Annotated in this window: 14 protein-coding genes; 10 read left to right on the top strand and 4 right to left on the bottom strand. The window is 71.9% G+C overall.

Features of this window, described 5'->3' with window-relative positions; genetic code table 11:
* Positions 1-560: 560 nt before the first annotated feature.
* Positions 561-764: a hypothetical protein gene (locus VGB24_RS22645; RefSeq protein ID WP_331075195.1), complete on the top strand. Its 204-nt coding sequence runs from the start codon at positions 561-563 to the stop codon at positions 762-764.
* A 460-nt stretch (positions 765-1,224) separates the two neighbouring features.
* On the opposite strand, the gene VGB24_RS22640 is transcribed toward VGB24_RS22645, so the two are convergent.
* The 4 genes from VGB24_RS22640 to VGB24_RS22625 form a co-directional block, all read right to left on the bottom strand.
* Positions 1,225-3,186, bottom strand: a complete 1,962-nt coding sequence (locus tag VGB24_RS22640) for a PAS domain S-box protein (RefSeq protein WP_331075194.1) — start codon at positions 3,184-3,186, stop codon at positions 1,225-1,227.
* Positions 3,187-3,427: 241 nt separating this feature from the next.
* Positions 3,428-3,646: a hypothetical protein gene (locus VGB24_RS22635; RefSeq protein WP_331075193.1), complete on the bottom strand. Its 219-nt coding sequence runs from the start codon at positions 3,644-3,646 to the stop codon at positions 3,428-3,430.
* Between the two features lie 187 nt (positions 3,647-3,833).
* The gene (locus tag VGB24_RS22630; RefSeq protein WP_331075311.1) at positions 3,834-4,487 is read right to left on the bottom strand and encodes a response regulator transcription factor; all 654 of its coding nucleotides are present in this window, start codon (positions 4,485-4,487) and stop codon (positions 3,834-3,836) included.
* Positions 4,456-5,613 (bottom strand): ATP-binding protein, encoded by a 1,158-nt coding sequence (locus VGB24_RS22625; protein WP_331075192.1) that lies wholly within the window; start codon positions 5,611-5,613, stop codon positions 4,456-4,458. Before VGB24_RS22625 ends, VGB24_RS22630 begins: the two co-directional genes overlap by 32 nt.
* 505 nt (positions 5,614-6,118) lie before the next feature.
* On the opposite strand from VGB24_RS22625, the gene VGB24_RS22620 reads away from it, so the two are divergent.
* The 9 genes from VGB24_RS22620 (at position 6,119) to VGB24_RS22580 (ending at position 18,296) form a co-directional block, all read left to right on the top strand.
* A complete protein-coding gene (locus tag VGB24_RS22620) occupies positions 6,119-7,282 on the top strand; it encodes an amidohydrolase family protein (RefSeq protein ID WP_331075191.1) in 1,164 nt (387 codons plus the stop codon).
* 59 nt (positions 7,283-7,341) lie between these two features.
* On the top strand, positions 7,342-8,241 hold the full coding sequence (locus tag VGB24_RS22615) for a cyanophycinase (protein WP_331075190.1): 900 nt from the start codon (positions 7,342-7,344) through the stop codon (positions 8,239-8,241).
* Between the two features lie 78 nt (positions 8,242-8,319).
* Positions 8,320-8,913, top strand: coding sequence for a ferritin-like domain-containing protein (locus VGB24_RS22610; RefSeq protein WP_331075189.1), 594 nt, complete (start codon positions 8,320-8,322; stop codon positions 8,911-8,913).
* Between the two features lie 980 nt (positions 8,914-9,893).
* The gene (locus VGB24_RS22605; protein WP_331075188.1) at positions 9,894-10,649 is read left to right on the top strand and encodes an FHA domain-containing protein; all 756 of its coding nucleotides are present in this window, start codon (positions 9,894-9,896) and stop codon (positions 10,647-10,649) included.
* 7 nt (positions 10,650-10,656) lie between these two features.
* On the top strand, positions 10,657-12,225 hold the full coding sequence (locus VGB24_RS22600; protein ID WP_331075187.1) for a penicillin-binding transpeptidase domain-containing protein: 1,569 nt from the start codon (positions 10,657-10,659) through the stop codon (positions 12,223-12,225).
* Positions 12,225-13,871, top strand: coding sequence for an FtsW/RodA/SpoVE family cell cycle protein (locus VGB24_RS22595; RefSeq protein ID WP_331075186.1), 1,647 nt, complete (start codon positions 12,225-12,227; stop codon positions 13,869-13,871). Before VGB24_RS22600 ends, VGB24_RS22595 begins: the two co-directional genes overlap by 1 nt.
* Positions 13,868-15,103: a PP2C family protein-serine/threonine phosphatase gene (locus VGB24_RS22590; protein WP_331075185.1), complete on the top strand. Its 1,236-nt coding sequence runs from the start codon at positions 13,868-13,870 to the stop codon at positions 15,101-15,103. The genes VGB24_RS22595 and VGB24_RS22590 overlap by 4 nt, the downstream gene beginning before the upstream one ends.
* Positions 15,100-16,146 carry an FHA domain-containing protein gene (locus VGB24_RS22585; protein ID WP_331075184.1) on the top strand — a complete coding sequence of 349 codons (1,047 nt, stop codon included), beginning with the start codon at positions 15,100-15,102 and terminating at the stop codon, positions 16,144-16,146. Before VGB24_RS22590 ends, VGB24_RS22585 begins: the two co-directional genes overlap by 4 nt.
* A gap of 311 nt (positions 16,147-16,457) precedes the next feature.
* On the top strand, positions 16,458-18,296 hold the full coding sequence (locus VGB24_RS22580; RefSeq protein WP_331075183.1) for a protein kinase domain-containing protein: 1,839 nt from the start codon (positions 16,458-16,460) through the stop codon (positions 18,294-18,296).
* The last annotated feature ends 169 nt before the right edge of the window (positions 18,297-18,465 follow it).

Here is an 18,465-nt window from a genome sequence, read left to right as displayed (position 1 = left end):
ACCTCCGGCCATCGCAGGCGCAACAGCGGTCCGCCCCTCCTTCGCGCTCGGATAGACCGCCCAAACTTCTCAGGTTTCCCCGCCCGAGTCTCGGAACTCCCGCATCACCGCTCGCTTCACCTTCCGCCCGTCACACACGCACTCGAAGCAGCGCGCCGTTACCCGGACGTTCGGGCGCGGTTAGGCTGCACGGTTTGTACCGGGCAACGCAGAACGCTTTTGGCTGTGTCGCGGTATCTCGTTGTGAGGCGGCGAACACCGAGAGCGAGCAAGGGGGGAATAGGCCCCTCTCCCGGTTCGCTTCGCTCCCGAGAGGGGCCATTCCCCCGGCTCGCCTTTTCGCTTCGCTCAAAGGGCAGAAGGGACCCGCGACGAACGATGCCGCGCAGGACCGTCCGAAAGCCAACGCGCTGGCTCCCCGACGAATGGGAGGCCATCACCGAGGCCGCGCGCCCGCTTGGGATTCCCGCGCTCCGTTTCGTGCGCGAGGCCGCGCTGGAGAAAGCCGCAACGGGCAAACGGCCCGCACCCCCAAGAGGCAGCGCCCGGCCGACGACCTGGTGCACCAGCTCGCGCGCATCCTGAATAACCTGCGGCAGCTGGAGCACCTGGCCGAGGATGATGGCCTCGCCGACGCCGCCGCGCTCATCGCTGCCACGGCTGACGCCGCCGAGGCGGCGATCCGCGCGGCGCCCGGCGCGGCGCGCGCGGCGGCGCCGCTGCTGCCGCCCGCGCCGGTCCGGCGCCTGCGTTCGGTGGCGTGATTCGCTAACGGACAGCGCCAACTGACAGCAGGCCCCGACGGACAGCGGTAAAGTGTTGTAGAACGCGCACTTACCGTCGGATGGCTGAATACGCGGCAACAACGGCCCAAAGTCCGCCTTCGCGGACTGCACGCGCAGTCGAGTGCGCCAGGCAGGCCGGAGCGCGAGTCAGGTCTCCCCGTCCCCTGCGGAGCGGGGGACGGGGGCCGGGGGGAGGGGGGTGCCGCGGCATGCACCGGCAGCCGGCCCAATCCGGTGTGAATTCTCCCCCTCTCCCGCTGCGGGAGAGGGGGCCGGGAGAGGGGGCAGCCGGGGAATGCGCCGGCCCCGATCGAAACGCGCAGTTTGTGCGGGGAGGGAGCGGGGAGGGGCATCGACGCATGGAAAGAGGCCGGCCCCGCGCTACCGGGGCCGGCCTCCTCGTCTACCGTGATTAGCGTTGTGACGTTGGGGACCGCCCTTACCCGCCATTCCGCAGCGCCGACAGGTTGCGGCGGATGAGCACCGCGGCCAGGTCGCCCGCGCGCGACGAGGAGAACGAGGGCGACACCGGCGCCAGCAGCCGCATGGAGCGCTTGAGCTTCTGCTGCGCGGCGCGGGTCAGCAGCACGGGCTCGGTGGGGTCCAGCGCCTCCACCGCCGCCACGTCGTCGGCCAGCACCACGTTCAGGCGCTCGCCGCCCGCCATGCACCGCAGCCGCTCGCCGTAGCGCGGGTCGGTGACGACCGCCGTCAGCGGGCCCTCGCGCAGCCGCTCTTCGGCGGCGGCCACGATCTCCCGGCTGGCCTCCAGCACCACCACCGGCACGCCGGCGGCACGCGCGGCAGACTCCACCGAGGCCACGTGGAACGGCGTGGTCACCACCAGGTCGGCCTCGCGCAGCGCCGTCAGCAGGTCGTCGCGGCGTGGTCCGTCTGCCGCGTTCAGCCGGCGCGTCTCGAAGCCCCACTGGCCGCCCAGCTCGGCGGTGAGCGAGGCCAGGCCGTCCTCGGTGCCGTCCACGCACAGGCAGCGCACCGCGGCGGCGGCCGTCCACTTGCGCACCAGGTCCGGCAGGTGCGGCACCTTCACCTGCACGTCGGCGGCCTGGCCGATCACCCCGGCCAGCCACGCGGCCGTCTCGTTCTCCGGCGCCTCGGCGGGCTGCGGCCCGCTCCCCACCACCACGCCGTGGCGGGTGCGGATCTCCACCACGCCCTCCGTGGCCAGGCGGCGGTACGCGGCCGAGACGTAGCGGTGGTCGTGCCCCGTGTGCCGCGTGACCTCGCGGATGCTGGGCAGGCGGTCGCCCGGACGCAGGTGGCCCAGGTACACGCCGGCGGCGATCCCCTGCCGCAGCGCCTCGACCAGGTCGCCGCCCTGGGGCACCGACAGCAGCACCCGGCGCGCCTCGGCCTCGCTCCACGACGACCGCTGCCCGGGCACCGGCTGCGCGGCCTGCGCCTCGGGCACCGCGGCCGCGGCGGCGGGCACGATCTCCTCGTCCGCCGCACCGGCCGCGGCAAGGTGAAGCACCGTGCCACGGGCCGTTCCCGCCGGGCCCGCCAGCGGCGACACCTTCACCTCCAGGTCCAGCTCGGCGCCGTCCCTGGTGCGCGCCCGCACCGGCACAACGGCCGCCTCGCCGCCGTTCTTCTGCGCCGCCACGCGCTCGATCACCCGCTCGGCGAACTCGTCGAAGGCGGGGACGCGGGCGCCGGCCACCTCGGCCTCCGTCCATCCCAGCAGGCACTCGGCGGCGGGGGTCCACAGCATCACCGTGCCGTCCACGTCCAGCAGCACCGTCGCGCGGTCGGAGGCGTTCAGGGCCAGCTTCAGCGTTTCCACCGCTTCGGCGCGCGACTGGTCGGCCGCGCGGCGGCTCGTGACGTCGCGAAGCGTCCAGTGCAGCCCGCCCGCCGCGGTGCGCGGGGCAAAGGGCGCCACGCGCGCCTCTACCCAGCGGGGTGCCTGGCCGCGCGCCGCGATCTCCATCTCCCACTCCATCGGCTCGCCCGACTTGCCGGCCCGGTCCAGCCGCATGCGGAACTCGCGGCGCTGGTCGTCCGGAACGAACACCGCCAGCGGCTTACCGCGCAGGTGCTCGGGGCGCACGCCGAACAGCACGCCCGCCGCGCGGTTCACGTCACGGATCAGCCCGCCCGGGTCCGTGGCCAGCATGCACTCGGCCGCGCCCTCGAACAGGTCGCGGTTCCACTCGCTGGTGGATTCGGCCGCCTGCCACGCCTCGGCCAGCAGCCCCTGGTGCTGCCGAAGCTCCTCTTCGGTAACACGCAGCTCCTCGATGGCGCATTCCAGCTCGCCCAGCGACTCCAGCAGGAGCGTCTCGCGCGGCTGGGGACCGCCGGCTTCAATGCGCAGCTGCGAAAAGCGCGGAAGCAGCGAGTCGGCCAGCAGCGGGTTCGAATGATGATCGGGCATCCGATTTCAATCCTGGAAGGAGCGCGGGAAAGGACTCGAAGCCGGCGGCGTCCGCCGATCGCTCGCGACAAGTGCACGAAGTAATCGCGGGACGCGTGCCGGATGATACCTGCTGTTGAAGCTTTGTGCACTACTCGCGCCGCGCGTGATGGCCGGAAACGACGGAGAACACGCGCGATCGCCGCACGCCCGGTGGCGCGCGGCGATCGTTGCGGGTACCTGGCCGAAGCGGCGCAACACGCTACGCCGAGGCCGCGGCGGAAACCACGGATTCGTCGCCGCGGCGTGCCTCCGTGCCGTCAGTCGCCGGAGAAATCGTCAGGTGGCGGGTGGCATCCATGCGCGCGTACAGGTCGCGGCGTCGCGCCTCGAGCGCCACCGAGCGCTCGTAGATCCGCTGCGCGCGCGCCTCGGCGGCGGCGCGCATGGCGGCCAGTCGGTCGAAGATGAGATCGTCCATGAGTCCGCGTGAAGGGCCGTAAACGGGCCGCCGGGGGGGCGGGCCTGGGAACCAGAAGTTTGGCGGGCGCATCGTATCGCGCTGCGTATCAACTGGTTACAGTTTACGGCAACCGCGGGGGAGGGAGTATCGGGAGGAGGGGGAACACGTGTCGGGAGATTCCCGGACACGCCCAGGCGTCAAACGATCAGCTCTCGGAGAGCCACCCCTGCTGAAGGGCGTAGCGCACCATCTCGGTGCGGCTACGCAGGCCAAGCTTGTCGGTAATGCGGGCCTTGTAGGTTTCCACGGTCTTGGTGCTGATTTCCAGCTCCGCCGCGATCTGCTTGTTGCTCTGTCCCCAGGCAATGCGGCGCAGCACCTCTTCTTCGCGCCCGCTCAGCGACTCGGGTGAGGGCACGTCGCCCGTGCCGCGCGCCGTGGAGCCCGTGCGGAGCATGCGCCCGGCGAGCGTGGGATCCACGTACGTGCCCCCCGCCGCCACCACGCGGATGGCGCGCACCAGCTCGTCGGCGGCGGCGCGCTTCAGCACGTAGCCCGCGGCGCCGGCCTGCAGCATGCGCGTCAGGTGGGCGCGGTCGTCGTGCATGGTCAGCGCCAGGATCCGCACGTCGGGGCACTCGCGCGTCAGCCGCTCGGCGGTTTCGGGCCCTCCCAGGCCGGGCATGGACACGTCCAGCACCGCCACGTCGGGGCGCAAGGCGCACGCCTGAAGGCACGCTTCCAGGCCGTTGCGCGCCTCGCCCACCACCTGCATCCCCTCGCTGCCGTCCAGGAGCGATCGCAGGCCGGCGCGGACCATCTCGTGGTCATCGGCCAGCAGTATGCGCACCATGTTCATCACGGCGTGTCAGTTTCGGGGGGGGGGGAGATCCATCTGATACCCGCACGAAGAGCGTGGTGCCCACGCCGGGTGACGACTCCACGTCGAGCCGGCCTCCCAGCGGCGCCACCCGCTCGCGCATGCCCCGCAGACCCAGCGCCTGCGTCTTTTCATACAGCAGGTCGGTGTCGAACCCGTCGCCGTCGTCCTCGATGACCAGGGAGATGGACCCGCCCCGCCGCTCCAGCAGCACGCCCACGCGGGACGCGGCGGCGTGCTTCAGCACGTTGGTCAGCGCCTCCTGGGCCACCCGGTACAGCATGGTTTCCACCTCCGGGGCAAAGCGCTCGGGGCCCAGCCCCACCGCCTGGAAGTCGCACTCGATGCCGTTGCGGTCCGACCACTCGTGAAGCATGCTCTCCAGTGCCAGCGTCAGGCCCAGGTTGTCGAGCCCCGGCGGGCGCATCTCCACGGCCAGCTGGTGCACCTCGCGGGCAATGCGGCCGGCCAGCTGCTCCAGCTCGGCAACGCGCCGCGCCCGGTCTTCTCCGTCCGCGTGAAGGCCCTTGAGCCCCACCTGCAGGGCCGTCACCAGCTGCCCCATCTGGTCGTGAAGCTCGCGCGAAATGCGCAGCCGCTCCTGCTCCTCGGCCGACGCCAGCCGGCGCAGCAGGTCGTTGCGCTCATCCTCGACCACGCCGACCGTCACCTGGCCCATCAGCAGAGGCACCCGGTTCAGCCGCCCGAACACGAGCCCCACGCTCCGGGGGTCGGGCGTGCCGGGGTACTCGTTCACCCAAACCAGCGCCGCCATGTCCAGGATGTGCGCCAGCTCGTCGAACTCGCGGATGATCTCGCGCACCTCGTAACCCTGCCGGCGGCGAAGGCTGGCGATGTTCCGCATCTCCGCGGTAACGAACTCCTCGGCGGTGAGCTTTTCCGGGTCCGGGCTCAGCAGAAACTCGGCGGCCCGGCCCAGCACGATGGGAATGTCGTCGAGGATGGAGTCGTGCGGCAGAATGCGGACGGGGTGGATGTCCAGGTCCCCCGAAAGCTTCATCACCCAGTCGCGGGTGATCTGCTCGCGGTCTTCCATCAGCCGGTTGGCGGAATACTGCTCGAACGAGAGGGTCGTCTGGTCCATGGCCGTTCTTGCTGCGGGGGCACGTGGCCCTCTCGGCAAGTCGGGAACCATGCCGCGGACAGACAAGTCCAGGCGGGCGGGCTCGATCTCTTGGAGAGAAAGCATTGGGAGGCGCAATCTGCGCCCAATCAACAAGATAGCTCAACCTGCCCCGAACTCCAAACCTGGGCACGCGCACCTGCCCGGTTCGCCTGCGCATCCCCCGCACCGGCCCGGCGGCATCCCAGGCCCGGGCGGCGCCGCCGGGGGTACTCCGGGGGATGGGTGCGTGCCGTTCCCCTCACCCGCACGTGACACCCGGCGGGCCCACTCGCGGCCGGAGCGCGCCCGCGTACTCCCGCCGGTTGCCGTCGCCGCCGTACCAGCGGGCGCCCCCGTTCCGCGACTGCGCACAGGCGCGGTCCGCCGCCTGCGTTGTAGCACCCCGTAGCAAGGGCTGCGCGCGGCTTTCGACGGTGGCGCGGCGGCGGGATGGGGGTGAATCCACACGGGCGGGGACGGGCGAATGCTGACGCTGATCGAAGGGGGACGGGTGTACACGCCCGACCCGGTGGGGGTGCAGTCCATCCTGCTAGCCGACGGCCACGTGGGAAAAGTAGGCGAAGTAGACAGGAGCGCGCTGGAGCGGCTGGGCGCCGAATACGAGGTGATCGACGCCAGCGGCTGCATCGTCGTCCCCGGCTTCATCGACCCCCACACCCACCTGCTGGGCGGCAGCGGCGAAACCGGCTACAGCACGCAGACGCCGGAGTTCTTCATCAGCGAGATCATCGCCTTCGGCATCACCACCGTGGTGGGCACGCTGGGCGTGGACACCACCATGAAGACCATGGCCGGGCTGCTGGCCAAGGTAAAGGGGCTCAAGGAGCAGGGGATCAACGCCTTCTGCTGGACGGGCGGCTACGACATCCCGCCGAACTCCATCCTGGGCACCGTTCGCGAAGACATCATGTTCATCGACGAGGTGATCGGGGCGGGCGAGGTGGCCATCGCCGACGAGCGGGCCCTGGCGCCCGATCCACAGCAGCTTGCGCGCACCGCCACCCACGCGCACATCGGCGGCATGCTGGCCAAGAAGGCCGGGCTGGTGCACATCCACTGCGGCGACTCGGAGCGGCGCCTTTCGCAGCTTCGCGACGTGCTGAACAACTACGACGTGAAGCCGTCGTGGTTCTACAGCACGCACGTCGAGCGCACCGAAAAGCTTGTGGAAGAGGCCATCGAGCTTTCCAACCAGGGGATGCCCTGCGACATGGACGTGGTGGAGGGCGATCTTCACCGCTGGGTGCGCTACTGGCTGGACCACGGCGGAAACCCCGAGCGGCTGACGGTGTCGTCCGACGCGTCCATGACCGGGCACGGGCTGGTGTGGCAGCAGGTGCGCGAATGCGTGCTGGAGCATGGTTTCACGCTGGAACAGATGCTGCCCATGATCACCCGGAACACGGGGCGCATCCTGAAGCTGCGCGAGAAAGGCGAGATCCGGAAAGCCTTCATGGGCGACATGGTGATGCTGGAGGAAGGCTCGCTGGAAATCGTCAACGTGATGTCGCAGGGCAAGATGATGGTGCGCGACGGCAAGCTCACGTGCGAAGAGAACTGGCTGAAGGACAGCGACCGCGAGATCCACCTGTCCGGGCGCAAGAACGAAGGCGGCGAGGACGACTGACCGCGCACCCACGAGGGGCACGCGGGGCAGGGCGGACGAGGAACGAGGAAAGAACGCAAATGGCCGAGGACCAGGACGAGCAGAAGGGCCGAGAGGGCCAGCAGGATGTAGAGGCGGGCGACCACGCGAAGCGGATGGGGCACCTGCTGGTGATCGGCGGCGCGGAAGATCCCGACGAGGACGACATGAAGATCCTCCCGCACTTCGTAAAAATGTGCGGCGGGCCCTCGGCGCGGATCGTCGTCTGCTCGTCGCCTTCGGAAAACCCGCACGACAAGGCGGACACCTACGAGCGGCTGTTCGAGAAGATCGGCGTGGAAGCGGTGTTCCCGGCCCCCATCGAGAGCCGCGACGAGGCCGAGAACCCGGAGCTGCTGGAGTTCACCCGCGGCGCCACGGGCGTCTTCTTCACCGGCGGCGACCAGCTGCGGCTGACGGCGCTGGTGGCCGGGACGGGGTTTGGTGAGATGGTGCGGACGCGGCTGTACGGCGACAACCTGGTCGTAGGCGGCACCAGCGCCGGCGCCGCCGCCATGAGCAGCGTGATGCTGATCGGCGGCAAGAGCGAGGGCACGGTGAAGCGCGAAGACATCAGCCTGGCGCCGGGACTGGGCTACTGGCGCGACACGGTGGTCGACACGCACTTCAGCCAGCGCGGCCGCGTCAGCCGCCTGATGACCATCTTTGCGCACAACCCCCAGGTCCTGGGCATCGGTATCGACGAGAACACCGCCATAGACCTGGTGCCCGGCGACCGCTTCACCGTCATCGGCGCGGGGGTGGTGATGGTGTTCAACGGCCGCGTCAGCCACACCAACGCGCCCGATGCGTCCGACGACGAAACGCTGGCCATCACCGACACGGCGCTCCACACTCTTCCCGACGGGTACGGCTTCAACCTGCGCACCAAGCGGCCGATGCTGCCCGGGGGCGAGGAGATCCCCAGGCTGGAGCATTGAGCCGCGGGTCACGACGGCAACGACGGTAGCTACGGTCACCACGGCCGGACGAGGCCGGCTGCAGCGGAGGGATGCGCGATGACGGAGAGCGGAACGGGGCCGACCGGCGCGGAGCAGATCGCGCTGCTGAACGACCTGCTGGCGCTGGACCACGACGCGGTGCAGGCGTACTCCATCGCCATCGGGCGGATCAGCAGCGCCGAGTACCGCGAAACTTTGGCGGGCTTCCGGGGCGACCACCAGCGGCACATCACGCAGCTGACGGGGCTGATCCAGGACCGCGGCGGGGTGGCGGTGCAGCTGCCGCACCTGCCCACGGGGCACTTCAAGCTGGCGGTGCAGGCCCTTGGCGCCGCGGGCGACGACCGCGCGCTACTGATGGCGTTCAAGGCCAACGAGCGGCAGGTGCGCGACAAGTACCGCCGCCACGCCGACGATCCGCACGAGCCGGCCGTCGCCACGATCCTCCGCGCCGCGGCGCGCGACGAGGAGGCGCACTACGCGTGGGTGGAGGGCGTGCTGGAGGGGATGGGGCTGGAGCCCGGGTCGCTGCTGAAGACGGTGCAGGACGCGGCCGAAACGGCCCACGCCACCACCGCCGACGCCATCGAGTCCGCCGGCCGCCGCGTGGCCGAGGCGGTGGAGCGCCTGCGGCCGGGCGGAACCCGATAGGGGAGGCCCCTCCCCCGGGTGCCCCTCCCCCGGCCCCTCCCCGCACAAACTACGTGCGGAGAGGGGGGAACTCCGGGTGCGGATGAGGCGGGTTCGGCGCGTCGGCTGGCACCCCCCATCCCCAGCCCTTCCCCCGCAAACCCCGCGGGGGAAGGGAGCCAGTGCCGTGCGTCACGCCGGGACCGTCGCGGCAGCGGTCACCGTCACCCCACCGGCCCGTACCACCCGGCCTGTCATCCTGAGCCCCAAGCGCACCGCACCTGCCCGCACAACACGGCCTGTCATCCTGAGCCCCAAGCGCGCCGCACCTGCCCGCGCCCCATCCCACGCGGGGCGAAGGATCTAGCCGCGGACACGTACCAGCCAGGGCGCGGCAGCGGTCACCAGTACCGAGGCCGCATGCCCGCTCGTTCGCCCCGGGCCCGGGGAGCCAAGGGGGGAGCGAGGGGCGGCACCAGGGCCCGGGAGCCAGGGGCGGGTGAACCCGCGGCTGGAACAGCGGAAAGCCCCGACACGAGCCGCTGGCGCGTCTCGTTCGGGGCTTCAACCACACACATCGAAACCTGCCGAAGCGCGCTCGAATTCTCCCCCTCTCCCGCTTGCGGCCCGCTTGGGGGAGAGGGGGCCGGGGGGAGAGGGCAGCCGGGGAATGCGCCGGCGCCATTCGAAACGCGCCGCCGTCCGCCAGCCGGGACGAGCCCGAGGCCCACGCTTCCGTGCTCGCTGCCGCGCCCGGGCTGAGAAGTGCCCCAGGCTGGATCCTTCGGCCCGCGACGGATGGGCTGCGGGCCGGTGAGGTGCGCCTGGGCCTCAGGATGACAGGCTTTCGCGCTCCGGCCTGGATGGATCGCGCGCGAAGGTCCCCTCTCCCCCGGCGCGGTTCGCCGGACGAGGGGCCGCGGGCGGGGCCCGCCGCCGCTCCGGTCCTGATATTGCGGCTAGGCCGCATCGCCGACCCGTCAGAACGAACCGGACCCGCGATGATCAACGCTTTCCGCAAGCTGCTTCGCCCCACGCTGCGCAACCAGCTCGAGGACGGCGTCCGCGAAGCGCTCCGCCGCTACGCCGACCGCCGCACCGCGCCCGACCTGCGCGTGTACGTATCCACCGACCTGGTGCCCACGGGCATGGGCCCGCCCATGTGGGCCCGCGACGAGGCCGACCACCTGCGGCGCTTCGCCGCGCAGTGGGCCCAGGACAACGGCATCGCCCGCGCGGGGCTGCGCATCGAGATCGTGCTCCTGGACACCAAGCGCGAGTTCGCCCACGTCAAGCCGCTGGGCCTCGACGAGCCCAAGGCCGACCCGGGCGCCGGGGCCACCAACGCCCCGCGCCCCGACCGCGCTCTGGTGCCCGAGCCCCCGCGGGCGGCCGCCCCGGCCTACGCTCCGCCCGCCGCACCCGCGTACGGAGGCGGCGCGCCCGCCGGAGGGGGCGGGGCCGTGCTCGAGGTGGTGAGCTCCGAAACCCTGCGCGAGCCGGTGCGCGTGGAGGGCGAGGTGACGGTGGGCCGCAAGCCCGAGCCCGGCGTCTTCGCCACGGGCGACCGCTACATGTCGGGCCGGCACGCCCGCTTCCGCAGCCAGGGCGGGCGGGTGACCGTGAGCGACCTGGATTCCAAGAACCGCACCTACGTCAACGAGCAGCCGATTCCCCCCCACCAGGAGCGCCCGCTGAGCTTGGGCGATACCGTGCGGATGGGGAACACCGTGCTGCGCCTGACCCACGCCGGCTGAACCCACCGTGCTGGAAACCGCTCTCAACTGGGTTCTGCGCGCCGCCCTGCTGGCCTTTGGCGCCGGCGCGCTGATCGCGCTGCTCCGCTGGATGGGCCAGGCCATCCGCGAACGGCGCGAGCGCTGGGCCATCCGCCTGGCCATCGGCATGCTGATGTTCGCGGCGATCTATGCCTTCGGGCACGCGCGCATGCTCATGCAGGCCGAGGAGCTGGAGGAGGGCCGCATGGCCTGGCGCCGCTTCGGCGACCCGCGCGAAAGCGAGCGCAACCGCGGCGAGGTGCGCGGGTGGATCATGGACTGCACCAACGAGCCCGCCAATGCCCTGGCCCGCTACGGCGTGCGCGACGGCGAGGTGCAGCGCGTGTACCCCCTGGGCGAGGGCGGCGCCAACCTGATCGGCGCGGGGGGCGACGACGACCGCGACTACACCGTGGAGCGGGTGTTCGCCCGCCACCTGCGCAAGCCGCTGAGCTTCGCCGAGCAGGGCCAGCTCCACCCCGTGGGAACGGACCTTCAGCTCACCATCTGCAGCGCGCCCATGCGCCGCGCCTGGTCGCTGCTGCAGCAGACGGGGCTCAACGGCGCCATCATCGTGCAGGACGTCAACACGGGCGCGCTGGTGGCCTACGCCGCGACGGGCAAGGCCGACGAGCCGCCCTTCGGCATCAAGCGGTACGCGCCCCCGGGCTCCGTCTTCAAGCTGGCCCTGGCCGCGCTCTGGTGGGAAAACAACCTGCCGGACATGGAGATGGGCTGCCCGCCGGAAATCCAGGTGGGACGCGCGCGAATCCGCAACTTCGAAAGCACGTCGTACCCGTCGCTCGAAGTGCCGCGCGAGATGCTGCGCTACTCGTGCAACACGGCCGCCGTGCAGATGGCCAACTACGCCCGCCAGCGGCTGGGCGCCGAGGCCTTTCACGACGCCTACAAGCGCTTCGGCTTTCTCACCTACTCCGAGGGCCCGCCCTCCGCGGCCGAGAAGGGGTTCTGGAACACCGAGAACCCGGCGTGGGCCGAGCGCATGACGCCGCCGCCCTCGCGCGTTCGCCTCCTGCGCCGCTTCAACCAGCACGAGTGGGGGCAGATCGCCATCGGGCAGGGGCCGGTGGACGTGACGCCGCTCTCCGTTTCCCGCTTCGTGCAGGCCATCGGCAACGGGGGCGTGATGCTGCCGCCGACCATCGAGGCCGACCGCTTGAACGACCTCCCCGAGGGCACGCGGGTGATGAAGCAGACCACCTCGCAGAAGCTGATGCAGTCCATGCTCCTGGTGGTGGACTCCGGCACCGCCGCCTCCGCGCAGCCGCGGCTGGCGGGAACGGGATGGGACATGGGGGGCAAGACGGGCTCGGCCGACGTGGCGGGGCGCGCGCGCGCCGACGGCTGGTTCGCCGGGCTGATGTTCGATCCCGAGCGGCGCCCCCGCTACACCGTCGTCGTCTACCTGCAGAGCGGCGCGCCGGGCGGGCGCATTCCCGCCGCCATCGGCGCCGAGATGACGCGCTTCATGGCCAGCCAGGCGCGCGCCCAGGACCGGGGCGAAGACCAGGCCGCCGCGCGGAAGGAGGACTGATGGCGCTTCGCGACCTGTTCAAGCGGCGCGGCGGCACCGGGGGCGGCGGCCCCGAGGGCGTCACCATTTCGCTGAAGGCCCACAACCGGCCGGCCGAGCAGCGCAGCGGCCGGGTGATGCCGGGGCCGCTGTGGTGGGGGCTGCTGCTGGCCTCGCTCTTCTACATCGCCGCCCACTTTTCCATCGTGGCGGCGGTGTGGCCCATCCACGGCACCTCCACCGGCTCCGGCGGCACGCTCATCCGCGACGGCATCGCCCTGGGCGCGTGGATCGCCGTGCTGGTGGCGCTGCGCAGCCTGGGGTACCGCGGCAGCTGGGCCATCGTGGTGTTCCCCATCCTGATCTTCTGCCTGACGCGGCCCACGCAGTTCCAGCTGTTCAGCGACCCCTCGTACCAGGCCGCCGGCAAGGTGCGCGGCGCCGCCAACGACGCCAAGGCCACCCGCGCCCGGCTCTCCACCATCGAGCGCACGTACGACGACGAGCGCAAGCAGATCGTCTACCAGGGCCCGCCGCCCCCGCTGCCCGACCCGTTCGCCAGGGCCGTGCAGCAGGAGGCCCAGGGGCGCGGCTTCATCTCGCGCAGCGCCGCGCACTTCACCGTGTTCGTGGCCCCGTTCGCACTGCTGGTGGGCTTTCTCCTGTCCCGCGAGCCGCGGGTGATGCGGTGGGTGCGCGATCGAAGGCTGATCCCGTTCCTTCCCACGCTGGCCGTGTTCTTCGTCCTCACCATCGGCTTCACCAAGCTGGGCAAGGTGGGGGGGATGACGCCGTGGGAACTGTTCCTCCCCGTCTTCATCGTCATCTGGGCGGCCACGCTGGCCGAGGACGCGTACAACCTGGCCCGCCCCGGCGCGGTGATGGACCCGCGGCGCCTGCTGAACCTGTTTTTGTACGGCGCCATGCCGGTGATCCCGTTCCTGATCATCCGCGAGCTGGGCCTGAGCATCGTGCTGGCGGGGTCGATGGCGGCCATGCTGCTGGTGGGGACGCGGCGCGGATGGTGGGCGGGGCTGATGCTGGCCGTGTGGGCGGTGCTGGTGTTCGCCGCCTTCCGGGTGGACGAGCGCTCGGCCACCCGCCTGGAGCTGGCGTACGATCCGTACAAGGACGTGTCGTCGATGAACGACGAGGAGGCCGAGCGGTGGGCGGCCAAGCTTCACCAGATGAAATTGTTCGACGCCAACGTCACCACCGGCGGGCTGCTGGGCGAGGGGCCCGGCCGCGGCCACGCCGAGACGGCGCCCAACGCGGCCGACGACGGCTACATCACCGCCATCGCCACGCACTGGGGATGGGCCGGCGCGGTGTCCATCGTGCTGGTGTACACGCTGTTCATCGTGCAGCTGCTGAGCGCCGCCGCGCGCGAGACCGGCGCCTTCGAGCGCACGCTGCTCACCGGCGTGGCCATGCTCATCGGCATCCCCTTCTGGCTGGCGACGCTGGGCGGCATCCGCCTGATCCCGCTGACCGGCGTGGCCACGGCCTTCGCCGCGCACGGGGGCGCCAAGCTGCTGGCGTCGGCGCTGGCCGTGGGGCTGGCGGCGGGGGTCAGCCACCGCAGGGCACGGGAAGAGATGTTCGACGAGGCACTCGCCGCGCCCGGCACCGCCGAGCCGCGCGCCAAGGGGATCCGCATCCGATGAGCGACGACACGCAGCCCACGCCCGCCGCGCCCCGCCCGACCGCGCCGGCGCTCCCGGAAACCCGCGCGCTGGGCATGGTGCCCCTGCACGGGATGCTCTTCGACATCGCGGGGGCCAGCGCGCAGGGGCCGCGGGCGGAGAACCAGGACGCGTTCAGCGTCGACACCTTCACCCAGCGGATGTTCGTCGCGGTGGCGGACGGCATGGGCGGCGAGCGCGCCGGCCGGGTGGCCGCCGACACCGCGCTGACGGCGCTGATGCAGGGCGGCGACATCCGCAGCCTGGACGCGGCCCGCTACGCCCTGCGCCACGCGGACGAGACGGTGGCGCGCCTGGCCCAGCAGTCCCCCGGAGACCGCGGGGGGATGGGGTGCGCGCTGGCGCTGCTGGCCCTGGCGACGGACCGCGCGGGGAACCCCGGCTGGGTGGGCGCCCACGTGGGCGACGTGCGCATCATCAGCCGGGGCCCGGACGGCACGGTGCGGCTGGAGACGCGCGACCACACCCCGGCGTACGCGCGGTGGGAGGCGGGGGAGATCGCGCTCGACGAGGTTCCCGACAGCCCGGGCAGCAACCGCCTGCAGCGCGCCGTGGGGCGAGGCGGCGAGGCCGACGCGGTGTGGATCCCGGTGCGTCCCAACTGGACGTACCTGCTGATCAGCGACGGGGTGACCAAGGCCATGCGGCTCGACGAGCTGGGCGAGGCCATGGCCCTTCCGTCGTCGGAGCAGATCTGCTCGGCCATCACCCGCAAGGTCGAGGAGCGCGGGCCCGACGACAACTACACGGCGGTCGCGGTGCGCGTGCTGGGCGACGGGGGCGGCGCCACCATGCCTTCGCCCCCGCCGCGCGGGGGCGCACAGATCGCCGCCGCGGTGTCGGAGTCGCCGCACCGCGGGCACGCCAACCTGGTGCACGAGAGGAACGACGACGTGAACGGCAGACGAGGGTCCATCCTTCCGACGCTGCTGTCGCTGCTGGCGCTGGCGGTGGGCGGGTTCGCCCTGTGGACGGCCATGCAGGCCGGCCGCGGCACCGATCCCGCCGTCGCGGCGCAGATCGACAGCCTGCGCGCCGAGGTGCGCGGGCTCAGCAGCCGCGTGGCCACGCCCCGCGACAGCCTGTCGCTGATCGGCGGCACCGACACGGCGGCGCCGGCCGCCGCGGCCGCCCCGGTGCCATCCGCCCCCGCCGCCGGGCAGGCGCCGGCCAACCCAACCGCACGCCCATGACCGACTTTACCCCCGCGTCGCGCCCGCACGAGAGCATCGACGGGGAGCCGCTGCTCGATTCGTTCCTGCGCGAAGCCATCCCCGAGATCAAGCTGGCGCTGGGCGACCTGATCGACCGCGACAACTCGCGGGCGATCCCCGACAAGTACGTGAAGATGCTGCCGCTGACGACGCTGGTCGTCACCCTTCGCCCCGACGCCGCCCAGGCCATCGCCGACATGGCGGCGGACCTGGAAGAGGACCTGACGGACTCGGTGATGCGGCACGGCTCGCTGTACGACCGCGACTACAAGGTGCGCCTCAAGGAGGCCGGCTCGCGCGGGGCGCCGCTCTTCCGCGTGTCGACGCAGCCGGCCGGCCAGCCGGACCCCGCGCCCATCGTCGCCGCGCCGCCGCCGCCCCCTCCCCCTCCGCCGCCCCGCGCGCCGGAACCGGAGCCCACGATGGCGGCGCCCCGGCACGATCACGCGGCCGCCTCGCCCCCGCCCTCCGTGCCGGCATGGGTGGCGCCCGGCCCGCCGCCCTCGGTGGACCCCGACGCCACGCGCGTGGAGGGCATCCCTTCCGCCCCTGCGCCGAAGCGGGGGCCCGACTTCCCCGCGGGACGCTACGAGCTACGGGTGGAAGACGAGGACGGCACCGAGCGCGAGCGCCTGCCCATCCCGGGTGCGACGGTGAGCGTGGGCCGGCACACGGACGACCCGGCGCTGCGCAGCGACATCCAGCTCACCGGCGCGCCCAACGTCAGCCGGCGGCAGCTGGCGCTGGTGTGGGAGGAGCGCGACGGAAAGCCGGGGTTCCTGGTGTACAACCTGGGGCTGAACGGCATCCACGTGGGCGACCGCGAGGTGTCGGGCGCCAACACGGGCAAGGGCGAGATGAAGCTCGACGGGCTGGATGCGCACAGCATCTGGCTGGCCCCGGGTGACGCCCTGCGCATCGGCGGCCACGGCCCGGTGGTGCGGATCCTGGAGAAGGGTGCCGACGCGGATGCCGAGGTGCCTGAGATCGCCGAGGACCCGGATAAGACGCAGTTTGGGTGAAACTGCAGTGCGTGAGTGCGTGAGTGCGTGAGTGCGTTGGTGCGTTAGTGCGGAAGTAACTTCTACGGGGGACGACTGATCTCGGTGTGCCGGCCGGTGCCCCCCTCTCCCAGCCTCTCCCCCGCAAACTGCGCGGGGGAGAGGAGCCAGTCCGGCGCGTTTGGCGGAGTTCCGGTGCGAAACAAGTGGCGCGTCCCCTCGTACTGACGCACTCACGCACTAACGCACTCACGCACTTCCCCTTACCTTTGTGGGATTGTGCGGGGTGAGGGGACGGGGTTGGGATCACCCCATCGCCTGAGAGGGCACTGATGTCGGGCTTGGCGCAGTTTCTTGTAGGCCACGTCCTGAACGAGCGATACCGGCTGGATTCGGTGCTCGGGCAGGGCGGGTTCGGCGTGGTGTTCCGCGCCGCGGACCTTCAGCGCGACCGTGAGGTGGCGGTGAAGGTGATGGATCCGCCGCGCGGAATGGGGCCCGCCGAAACGGAGCGGATGCGCCAGCGCTTTCAGCGCGAGGCGGCCGTGGCCGCGCGCCTGCCCATGCACCCGAACCTGGTGCCCGTCTTGGACGTGGGCTCCGACGCACGCGTCGATTTCCTCGTCATGCAGCTGCTGCGGGGCGAAAGCCTGCGCGAGCGGCTGGCCCGCGAGGAGCCCCTGGGGCTCCGGACGGCGCTGCACGTCCTGCGCGAGACCGCGCGGGGCGTGGCCGCCGGGCACGAGATCGGGCTGGTGCACCGCGACCTGAAGCCCGCCAACATCTTTCTGGAGGGCGACGGACCGGAGCCGTCCGTCCGCGTGCTTGACTTTGGCATCGCCAAGGTGCTGGACGACGAGGAAGACGAGGAGACGCGCACGCACCTGACCATGCCCGGCGAGTGGTTCGGCAGCGAGTTCTACTGCGCGCCCGAGCACCTTCGCCGCGAGCCCGTCACCCGCACGGCCGACGTCTTCAGCCTGGGCGTGGTGGCGTTCGAGGTGCTCACGCGTACGCGCCTGTTCACGCGCGAAGACCAGAACCGCCGCCGCGCGGGGCTGCCCGTGCCCATTCCGTCTCTCGTCGCCCGCAACCCGCAGGTGCCACGCGACGTGGAGTGGATCGTCCGCCGCGCGCTGCTGGACGATGCCGGCCAGCGCTTCGCCAACGCGGGCGAGATGGCGGCCGAGCTGCACCGGGCCATCGCCAGCCTTCGCCGCGCGGCCGATCACCCGGTGGAGGCCGTCGAGACCGTCGCCGTCCCCGCGCAGGACCGGCGCGCCGTCTCGGTGGAGCCGGGCGAGGCCACCGTCGCCGTCGCCCCCTTGGCGCAGGCGGGGTTCTTCTCGTTCGCCCGGCGGAAGGTGGACGTAGCGGACGACCCGCTCTCCGCCGAGATAGAAAAGGTGCGCTGGCGGCGGATGAGAACGCTGGCCGCGCGCGCCGCGGTGGTGGCCGTCCTGGCGAGCGGCGGGGTGATGGGCGGCATCGCGCTGGCGGCCAACCGCGAGTACGAGGGCGCACCCGCCGCGCCGGCCCGCGTGCTGACCGCGGTGGAAGAGAACGAGGAGGGGCTGCGCCGGTTCCGCGCGGGCGAGTACGCCGTGTCGCTGGGCCACTTCCGCCGCGCGATGGAAAAGGCGCCGGGCCAGGCCGAGTACATGAACAACCACGCCTACGCCCTGCTGCGGGCGGGGCGGCCGCAGGAGGCCGTGACGGCGCTGCAGGACGTAATCGCGCAGCATCCCGAGCGCGAGGTGGCCTACAGCAACCTGGCCGAGGCGCAGCTCGCCCTGGCCGACACGGCGGGCGCCATCACCACGCTGAACGCGCTGCTGGCCACGAATCCGTCGCAGGGGCGCCGCCGCGAGGCCGAGATCTTCCTCCGGCGCCTGGGGGGCGACTCCTGGGACACGGCGGAGTGGGACGACGTGCAGCAGGCGGAGACGGTGGACGTCGAGCCCGATGCCGGCGACCCCTGGACCGACGCCCCCGTGGAGAACCTCGTGCCGACGATGGACACGATCACCCACGTGACGACCACCACCCGCGCCGAAAGCCGTGCCTCGAGTAGCACGATCCGCCGCCGGACGTACTCGGGCGGCCGCTGGCGCGATACCATCGTGTTCCGTGCCGAGCCCGGGGAGACGCTGCGCGTCGGCACGCCGTAACGGCCGAAGCGCAGTCGGATTCTCCCTTTCCCCTGCGAAGCGGGGGAGAGGGCCGGGGAGAGGGGGCTGCCGAGGCGTGACCGGCAGCCAGTCGCACCCCGACCGAAGTTCTCCCCTCTCTGCACAGCAGTACCGTGCGGGGAGGGGCGGGGGGAGGGGCCCCCAAGGG

The sequence above is a fragment of the Longimicrobium sp. genome (assembly GCF_036399935.1).
Classification (GTDB): Bacteria; Gemmatimonadota; Gemmatimonadetes; order Longimicrobiales; family Longimicrobiaceae; genus Longimicrobium.
Note: the sequence above shows the minus strand (reverse complement) of the source record. Positions and strands in the feature narration are given on the sequence as shown.